Raw genomic sequence first — 8,730 nt, forward strand, 5'->3', positions numbered from 1 at the left:
TGCCATCCTTCAAGCTCTTCTTGTTGTTGCAGAGGCTTGAAAGTTAACACAAATTCGAATTTGTTAACAGTATTGGGTCTAAGCCGGCGCTTTCGCGAATCCAGCCTGTCCGAGCTGTTCGGGCAGATCGCGCTGCGATACCGTACTCGCAGCGCTTCGACCACCCCCAACGGCGCGGCGGCGGGCTAGTCTTGCGACGAAAGGCAAGGGGGCATTTAATTACCTGGAGGACGTCCAGGGAGGCTCCCATGGAGCGCTGCACAAATTGTGGGTTCGAGAATGCCGTTGGCGCCAATTTTTGTGAGCAGTGCGGCAACCGGCTCCCGCGCCTGTGCGCGCGCTGTGGCCACGAACTGAGTCCGACGGCGCGCTTTTGCAGTGCTTGCGGCGAGCCCGTCAGTGAATTGCCGCAACCCTCCGCCGCCGCCCCCGTTCATTACACGCCGCCGCACCTGGCCGAGCGTATCCGGGCCGAGCAGGCGGCGCTGGAAGCCCGGGGAGAGACCTCTGGCGAACGCAAGACAATCACCGTCCTGTTTGCCGACATGGCGGGCTCGACCGCCCTGATCCACGACCGGGACCCGGAAGAGGCCCATCACCTGATCACCCCCGTCATCGAGCTGATGATGGAGGCCGTGCATTACTACGAGGGGTACGTGGCCAAGTCGTTGGGCGACGGCATTCTCGCGCTGTTCGGCGCGCCTATCGCGCATGAGGACCATACCCAGCGCGCATTGTTCGCGGCGCTGCGCATGCAGGAGGCGATGCGCCGGCACAGCGACCGGCTCCGGCTGGAGCAGGGCATCTCGCTGCAGATCCGGGTGGGCGTCCACACGGGCGAGGTGGTCGTGCGCTCGATCCGCAAGGACGACCTGCACACTGACTATGATCCGGTGGGGCACACGATTCACATTGCCGCGCGGATGGAGACAATGGCCGCGCCCACGTCCATTCTCGTCAGCGAATCCACCCACAAGCTCGCCGAGGGGTATTTCGAGTTCAAGGCGCTGGGAGACGCCCAGGTCAAAGGCATCCCCAAACCGCTCGTGGTCTATGAGGTGCTGGGTCTCGGGGCGTTGCGCACGCGCCTGCAGGTGGCAGCTCACCGCGGCCTGGCTCGCTTCGTCGGCCGCGAAGCCGAACTGGAGGCGCTGCACCTGGCGCTGGACCAGTCCGTGGCCGGGCACGGGCAGATCGTCGCGGTGGTGGGGGAGGCCGGCGTCGGCAAGTCGCGGCTGTTCCACGAGTTCAAGGCGCGCTCGCAGGGCGGATCCCTGGTGCTGGAGACTTTTTCGGTCTCGCATGGCAAAGCCTTTGCCTATCTGCCCCTGATCGAGCTCCTGAAGAACTACTTTCAGATCACCCCCCAGGACGACAAGCGGCGATGCCACGAGAAGGTCACGGGCAAGGTCCTCACGCTGGAGCGCAGCCTCGAGGACCTCATGCCCTACCTGCTCTATCTGCTGGGTATCGGCGAGCCCGGCTCGGCGCTGGCGGACATGGGCGCCGGCCTTCGGCGCGAGCGCACGTTCGAGGCGATCACGCGCCTGCTGAAGCGAGAAAGCAAGAATCAGCCCATTGAGCTGCTGTTCGAAGACCTGCAATGGCTGGATAGCGAGACAGAAGCCTTTCTCGCCTACCTCGTCGAGCGGGCGGCGGACGCCCGGATTCTCCTGCTTGTGAACTACCGCTCCGAGTATCAGTCCGCCTGGGTCAGGCAAGACAATTGCACGGAATTGCGGCTCGCCCCGCTCGGTCCTGCCGAGGCGCAAGGCCTGCTCGGCGTCTTGTTGGGCGATGACCCCGGTCTCGGGCCGCTCAAGCAGCTCATCCTGGAAAAGACCGAGGGCAACCCCTTCTTCATGGAGGAGGTCGTCCAGACCCTCGCCGAGGAAAAGGCGCTGCTCGGTGAGCCCGGCCGGTACCGCATCGAAAAGACCCCGGCCGCGCTGCATATTCCGACCACGGTACAGGGCGTGCTCGCGGCGCGCATGGATCGGCTGCCATCCGCGCAGAAGGAACTGCTGCAGACCCTGGCCGTGATCGGCAAGGCATTCCCGTTGAGCCTGATCCGGCAGGTCACCGGGCAGCCGGAAGACCGTCTGTATCCGTTGTTGGCCGGTCTGCAGGCCGGAGAGTTTATCTACGGGCAACCCGCCTTTCCGGAGGTGGAGTATGCGTTCAGGCACGCGCTGACTCAGGAGGTCGCGGGCAACTCCATGCTCTCGGAACAGCGCGGCGCATTGCATGAACGCACGGGGCGGGCCATCGAGGCCCTCTTCCATCAGCAGTTGAAAGACCACTGCAGCGAACTGGCCCATCACTACAGTCACAGCGGCAACATCCCCAAGGCGGTGGAATACCTGCATTGCGCCGGGCGTCAGGCCGTTGAGCGTTCGGCGCATCTCGATGCCATCCGCCACTTGAGTACGGCTTTGGAACTGCTCGAGCGCCTGCCCGACACGCCGGAGCGCGCACACCAGGAGCTTGCATTGCGCGTCACGCTGGGTCCCGCCCTGATTGCCGCGACAGGTTATGCCTCGCCGGAGGTGGAGGCCACCTATACCCGGGCGCTGACCTTGTGCGAACTCGGCGGTAACACCGCTGAGCGCTTCGAGGTGAAGTTGGGAATGCGCGCATTCTATTCGCTGCGTGCGCAGCACGAGACCGCGTATGCGCTAGGGGAGGCGCTGCTCAGGTTGGCCGAGGATGCGCAAGACACGGCGTTGCTTGGACAGGCGCACATTGGGCTGGGAGGCACTTCGCTCTTTCTGGGCGAGTTCCACAAGGCGCGGGCGCACCTGGAGCGGGGGCTTGCCCACTATGAACCTGAAGGGATTGCCCCTGACGCACTGTTCGGGCTGGATCATGGGGTCCGTGGCCGCAGCCTCCTGGCATGGGTCTTATGGCTTCTGGGTTTTCCGGCGCAAGCCAGCCAGGCCACCCAGGAGGCACTGGCGCTGGCCCGGAAGATTTCTCATCCTTTCAGCCTCGCACTCGGACTGGCCTTTGCGGCCGAGCTGCATCAGTGCCGGCGCGACGCACAACTGACCAGGGAGTGCGCCGAAGCCGCCATCACGCTCTCGACCGAACAAGGGTTTCCCTTCTGGCTCGCATGGGGCACCATCCTGCGGGGCTGGGCGTTGGCCGAGCAGGGGAGCCGTGAAGAGGGCATCCTCCAGATCCGCCGTGGCCTGGCCGCCTACCAGGCCACGGGGGCCGAGCTAGGCCGGCCCTATTTCCTGGCCCTGCTGGCCCAAATCTACGAGGACGCCGGACAAACCGAGGCCGGACTCGACGTGCTGGCCGACGGGCTGTCCATGGTCGGCAATACGCGGGAACGCTACTACGAAGCGGAACTGCATCGGCTCCAGGGGGAATTGCTTCTCCATCGCCCGGGCGGGTCCGTCGACCCCGAAGCGGCGGAAGCGTGTTTTCATCGGGCCATCGCGATCGCGCGGCAGCAAGGCGGGAAGTCGCTTGAGCTGCGCGCGGCGCTGAGCCTCGCCCGGCTATGGGAAAACCAGGGCAAGGCGGAAGCCGCGCGGCAGACGCTAGCCCGGCTTCACGCGTCCTTCACGGAAGGGCTAGACACCGCCGACTGGCAGCAGGCCAAGGCCCTGCTGGATGCCGCGCGACCCTCCGGCCAGCAAGACTGAAGAGCACACTGGCCGGTGGGCGCATCCACCGCGGGGGTTCTGAGCCGGCTTTGAGCGCGCCGCCGAAGCACTCAACTCACGCGGCACCTTCGAGCAGGGCAATGATTTCTTCCGGCCCCTTGAACTTGCGCGGATTGCTGTGGGTCCAGCGGTCCAGCAAGGCGTTGCGGGCAACCAGTTCGAAATCCTTGCGCTCCACGCCGACCTTGTGCAGGCGGTTCGGCATCTCGAGGGCGTCGATCAGCTCGGCCACCAAGTCCGCGGTTTCACGGCTGGCATCGCCGAGCGCCTCGCTCAGCAGCCTCTGCTTTTCCTCGGTCACGGGCTTGTTAAAGCGCAGCACGCTCGGCAAGGTCACGCAGGTGCAATGGCCGTGCGGTACATGGAAGGTACCCGCGAGCACGTGGCCGATGCCGTGGCTGGCACCCATCGGCACCAGCGACCACATGCCCATCTGGGACAGCCACATGCCGGCCTGCGCGTCGGCGCGCGCCTCCATGTCGCCGGGATCCTTCTTGGTGCGCTTGAGCGCATCGGGCAGCGTGCGCAAGGCCTGCAGCGCCGTCCCGTCCACGAAAGGACTGCCATAGGGCGAACAGAACGATTCGACCGCATGGTCGACCGCGCGCATGCCGGTGGACAGCCACAGCCCGAGCGGCGTATGCCGGGTCAGCACCGGATCGAACACCACCGTGCGCGGGATCATGAGCGGGTTGCGGATGCTCTGCTTGAGTTTCTTGACAGGATCGTTGGAGCCGCCGCTCTGGTGGAATTCGCCGCCCGACAAGGTCGTCGGTACCGCGATCTGCCGGACCTTGGGCCCGCGGAAAACCGGCGCCTCGACCACGCCGGTGACCGGGTCTGTCTTGAGGCGGAACGGCTCGAACTGGTCGAGCTCGGTGATATTGTGCTCGAGGCACAGCTGCAAGTTCTTGCCCGCGTCCGTGATTGAGCCGCCGCCCACCGTCACGATCAGGTCCGCATCAGCGGCGCGCGCCACCGCCGCCGCTCGCAGCACGGCATCGCGAGGGATATGGGCCGGGATGTCGTCGTAGATGGCGGCGAAATTCGCGCCCAGCGCATCGCGCAGCTTGTTGATCTCGTCGGTCTTGTTGTTGAGCGTGTTGCTTACCAGCAGGAATACCCGCTTGGCGCCGAGCCGCTCCACCTCCTCCAGGACGACGTCGACAAACGGCCGACCGAAAAATACGCGCTCCATCGGAGGAATGCTGAATGAACCTTGTCTCATCGTGATCCTTTCCATCTAGGTTGGCCGGAGTGTCCGGCGGTGCAACAACATGGCGCAAGGCCGCCCCCGGCGAGGCGCTATCGCCTTGCCGCGGATCTACAAAGGAGATGCGAAGGGAAGCGTGTCGGGCTACGCCGCCAGGACCGCCGCCTCGACGTTGCGAACTACATTGAGCAGGCGCGGGCCCCACTTATCGATGAGATCGCCCGGCGGCAACTGGTAGGACGGCCCGCAGCAATTGAAACCCAGCACCGCCGTGCCGTCGGCCGAACGGTAAGGCACGCCCACGGCGTTCACGTCCGTTTGCCATTCTCCGACGGACAGGCAAAAGCCCAGTTTCCGGAATGATTCCAGGCCGGCCTCGAGCGAGTCCCGGATCTGGCCGAACTCGGACGGCGCGCGCTGCGACAACTCGGACAAAAGCCCCTCCCGCTCGCTCTCGGACAGCCCGCAGTAATAGGCCCGGCCCATCGCCGAGGTCGCCAGCGGGACGCGCGAACCGATATTGAGGCGGAAGTTCTGGTTGGCCGCGCTCGCTGCGTTCTCCACATAGAGCATGGTGTGGCGATCGCGCATGCCGATGCCGACCGAAGCGGAGCAGCTGTCGGCCAGTTCCCGCATCAGCGGTCGCGCCAGCTGGCGGACCCGCATGGCGCCCAGCGCCGAAAAGCCCAGCGACACCACCCGCGCCCCCAGGTAGAACTTGGCCTGCTCCTGCGCGTACTCGAGATAGCCATTGGCCAGCAGCGTGTGGGCAAGCCGGGAAACGGTCGCCTTCGGCAATCCCGTGCGCTCCACCAGGTCCTGGATGCCGAGGAAGCGTTCATTGGAGGGAAAGCAGTCCAGCAGCATCAATCCACGCGCGAGCGCCGATACCTGCTCCTTGTCGGTCTCTTCGGTGTCTGGGGTTGTTGTTGCGGTTTTCGTGCTCACGTTCTCGGCTTTATAAATGGAACATGTGTGCCATTATAATCGGACGAGGCCACTTTGCAAGGTGCTAATAAAGCACATAATAATATACAAAAGAAAATTTGACTTTGCTGCAGCGGATCTACCAAAATAAAATGAAACTAGCGTTCCATTACAATGCGTAGCCGCAAGAGGTCCACGATGTCCCAGCCGTTCTCCACCCCGATCACCGAAATGTTCGGTATCCGCCTTCCCATTGTTGCCGGCGGCCTGCAATGGCTGGCGGATGCCAATTACGTCGCCGCAGCCGCCCGTGCCGGGGCCATGGGGTTCATCACGGCCGCCAGCCTCCCCGACACTGCCGCGCTGCGCGACGAGATCGCGCGCTGCCAGGACCTGGCTGGCGGACTCCCTTTCGGCGTCAATGTGTCGATGCTGCCGGCGCCGGCGCCGGGCGAGCGTGTCGAGGAAACCTTCGACGAGGTGGCGCGCTCGGGCGTGCGCTTCGTGGAAACCTCTGGGCGCAACCCCGAGCCCTATCTGCCGATGCTCCACGCGGCGGGCATCAAGGTATTGCACAAGGCGCCGTCGCTGCGCCACGCGCTCAAGGCCCAGGCGGTCGGCGTCGATGCGGTGTCGGTCGTGGGGGCGGAATGCGGCGGGCACCCCGGGATCGACCTGATCGGAAGCATGGTCCAGGGCGCGCTCGCCGGCCGCCAGCTCCGCATTCCGGTCTTGTTGGGCGGCGGCATCGGACTGGGCGCGCAGGTCATCGCGGCGCTGGCGCTCGGCGTTGGCGGCGTGGTCATCGGCACCCGCTTCCTGGTCGCCGAGGAGATCTGGGCCCACCGCGACTACAAGGAAACGCTGCTGCGCCTGCGCGAGACGGATACCGCGCTCATCATGCAAAGCGTGCGCAACACCGTGCGCGCATTGCACAACACCTCGACTGACAAGGTGCTGGAACTCGAACGCACCCACGCCGGGGATTTCGAGATGCTGCGCCCCCATGTGGCGGGACTGCTCGGCCGTAAGGCCTACGAGACCGGGGACGCGAGCGTGGGTGCACTCTCCCTGGGGCAAGCCGTGACGTTCGCGGATCGCATCGAACCCCTCCACGACATCATTGCCCGCATCGAGTCCGAGATGTGCGCGGCACTGGACGGGCTCGGCCGGCTCCGGACGCCCGCCGTGCGTGCCACGGCGGGCGCCGTGCCCGTCGGCTGAGATGGCGCTGCCACCTGACTACCCATTCCATAACGCCCAAGAGGCAAGGAGACAAAAGCCATGAACGTTCCGATCGCAAGGAGGATCCTTTGCATCGCCGCTGCGCTGGCCGGCGCCAGCCTGGCGCTCGGCCCCGCGCCGGCCGGGGCGGCCTACCCGGAAAAGCCGATCAGGCTGGTTGTGCCGTTCCCGCCCGGCGGCATCACCGACGTGCTGGCCCGGAACCTGGCCCATCATGCGCAGCAGGCCATGGGCCAGACCATGATCGTGGACAACCGCGCCGGCGGCAGCGGCGTGATCGGTACGGACGCGGTGGCGAAGTCGGTGCCCGATGGCTACACGGTGCTGCTGGCGGCGATCGGCCAGGCCGTGGTGAATCCTCACCTTCTCAAGAAACTGCCCTACAATGCCGCCGACATCAAGCCGGTCTCGCTCATCGCGCAAGGCCCCAATGTGCTCGTGGTGAACGCCTCGAGCCCCTACAAGACGCTCGCCGACCTGCTCAACGCGGCCAAGAAGGCACCCCAGACCATCACCTTCGGTTCGTACGGCAATGGATCCTCGCCGCACCTCGCCGGGGCCATGCTCAGTGAGCGCACCGGCGCCCAGTTCACGCACATTCCCTACAAGGGTTCGTCGCCGGCGATGAACGACCTGCTGGGCGGGCAGACCGCCTTCATGTTCGACAGCCTGATCACCTCCCTGTCCTATCTCAAGGCCGGCAAGCTGCGCGCGCTGGCCATCACCTCCACCGCGCGCAACCCGCTGATTCCCGATGTGCCGACCTTTGCCGAGGCCGGCGTGGCCAATTTCAGCATGGTCTCGTGGTACGGCATCTTCGTGCCCGGCAAGACCCCCACGGATGTCGTTGCCCGGCTGAACATGGAGGTCGCTGACTTTGCCAGGACGCCGGCCATCCGCAAGCAGTTCGCCGACCAGGGTCTGGAGCTGGTATCCAGCTCGCCTGCGGACTATGCGAGCTTCCTGGCGGCGGAAGACAGGAAATGGAGCGCCGTCATCAAGCAGGCCAACATCACTGCGGATTAACACCTCAACCGGGATACCCAGGCCATGCCCAACCAACTCACCGGAAATACGTCCACGCGCGAAGAAATCCAGCGCGCCTGCAATGCCGTCCTCGATGCCTTCATGCAGGCGCTGAACGACCACGACGCGGCGGCCATGGACCATTGCATGCACTTTCCCCACACCCGGCTGGCCAACGGCGGCACCGTCGTCTACGAGGCGCCCGGCAACAACCCGATGGACCTGTTCCAGCGGCTCGAGCAGGCGGTCGGCTGGTCATACAGCCGCTGGGAATCGCGCGAGGTCGTGCAGTTCAACGCGCGCAAGGCACACGTCCTGCTGAGCTACACGCGCTTGCGCAAGGACCACAGTGTGATTGGCGTCTATGACTCGATGTACGTCATGACCCTGGAGGACAGCGGCTGGGGCATTCAGGCGCGCTCCAGCTTCGGGCCCTGAGCGACCTTTGAATCTCCACGAAGCGGGTTGCACATTCTGAGGTAGCAATCGCGTCGGGACGCCATGACAGGGCGCGGTGTCCGGGCAAAACTTGCCCGGACGATCGCGCGTCTGACCCCTTAAGACCCACCCCTTTCAAGGTGATCAAACGACGCGCCCAGCCTTGATGACACGTGCGGTAGAGACATGCCGCCGTGCCAC

Annotated in this window: 7 protein-coding genes; 5 read left to right on the forward strand and 2 right to left on the reverse strand. The window is 65.1% G+C overall.

Features of this window, described 5'->3' with window-relative positions; all coding sequences use genetic code 11:
- Both ACGLHR_RS49100 and ACGLHR_RS49105 read left to right on the forward strand, forming a co-directional pair.
- Positions 1-189 (forward strand): hypothetical protein (locus ACGLHR_RS49100; RefSeq protein ID WP_400103050.1); only part of this gene is annotated, 189 nt, incomplete at its 5' end.
- 59 nt (positions 190-248) lie between these two features.
- Positions 249-3,659, forward strand: coding sequence for an ATP-binding protein (locus ACGLHR_RS49105; RefSeq protein ID WP_400103052.1), 3,411 nt, complete (start codon positions 249-251; stop codon positions 3,657-3,659).
- A 76-nt stretch (positions 3,660-3,735) separates the two neighbouring features.
- Here the strand turns inward: ACGLHR_RS49105 and ACGLHR_RS49110 are convergent, their stop codons facing one another.
- On the reverse strand, positions 3,736-4,908 hold the full coding sequence (locus ACGLHR_RS49110) for an iron-containing alcohol dehydrogenase (protein ID WP_400103054.1): 1,173 nt from the start codon (positions 4,906-4,908) through the stop codon (positions 3,736-3,738).
- Positions 4,909-5,037: 129 nt separating this feature from the next.
- Entirely contained in the window at positions 5,038-5,841 is an 804-nt protein-coding gene (locus tag ACGLHR_RS49115) for an IclR family transcriptional regulator (RefSeq protein ID WP_400103056.1), read from the reverse strand.
- A 177-nt stretch (positions 5,842-6,018) separates the two neighbouring features.
- Between ACGLHR_RS49115 and ACGLHR_RS49120 the strand changes: the two genes are divergently transcribed.
- Genes ACGLHR_RS49120 through ACGLHR_RS49130 form a run of 3 tightly spaced genes read left to right on the forward strand, consistent with a single transcriptional unit; the run spans position 6,019 to position 8,529 of the window.
- Positions 6,019-7,044, forward strand: a complete 1,026-nt coding sequence (locus ACGLHR_RS49120) for an NAD(P)H-dependent flavin oxidoreductase (protein WP_400103058.1) — start codon at positions 6,019-6,021, stop codon at positions 7,042-7,044.
- 60 nt (positions 7,045-7,104) lie between these two features.
- Positions 7,105-8,091 (forward strand): Bug family tripartite tricarboxylate transporter substrate binding protein, encoded by a 987-nt coding sequence (locus ACGLHR_RS49125; RefSeq protein ID WP_400103060.1) that lies wholly within the window; start codon positions 7,105-7,107, stop codon positions 8,089-8,091.
- Positions 8,092-8,115: 24 nt separating this feature from the next.
- Positions 8,116-8,529 (forward strand): hypothetical protein, encoded by a 414-nt coding sequence (locus tag ACGLHR_RS49130; RefSeq protein ID WP_400103062.1) that lies wholly within the window; start codon positions 8,116-8,118, stop codon positions 8,527-8,529.
- The last annotated feature ends 201 nt before the right edge of the window (positions 8,530-8,730 follow it).

This window comes from Cupriavidus sp. CuC1, from assembly GCF_044627735.1.
Classification (GTDB): domain Bacteria; phylum Pseudomonadota; class Gammaproteobacteria; order Burkholderiales; family Burkholderiaceae; genus Cupriavidus; species Cupriavidus ulmosensis.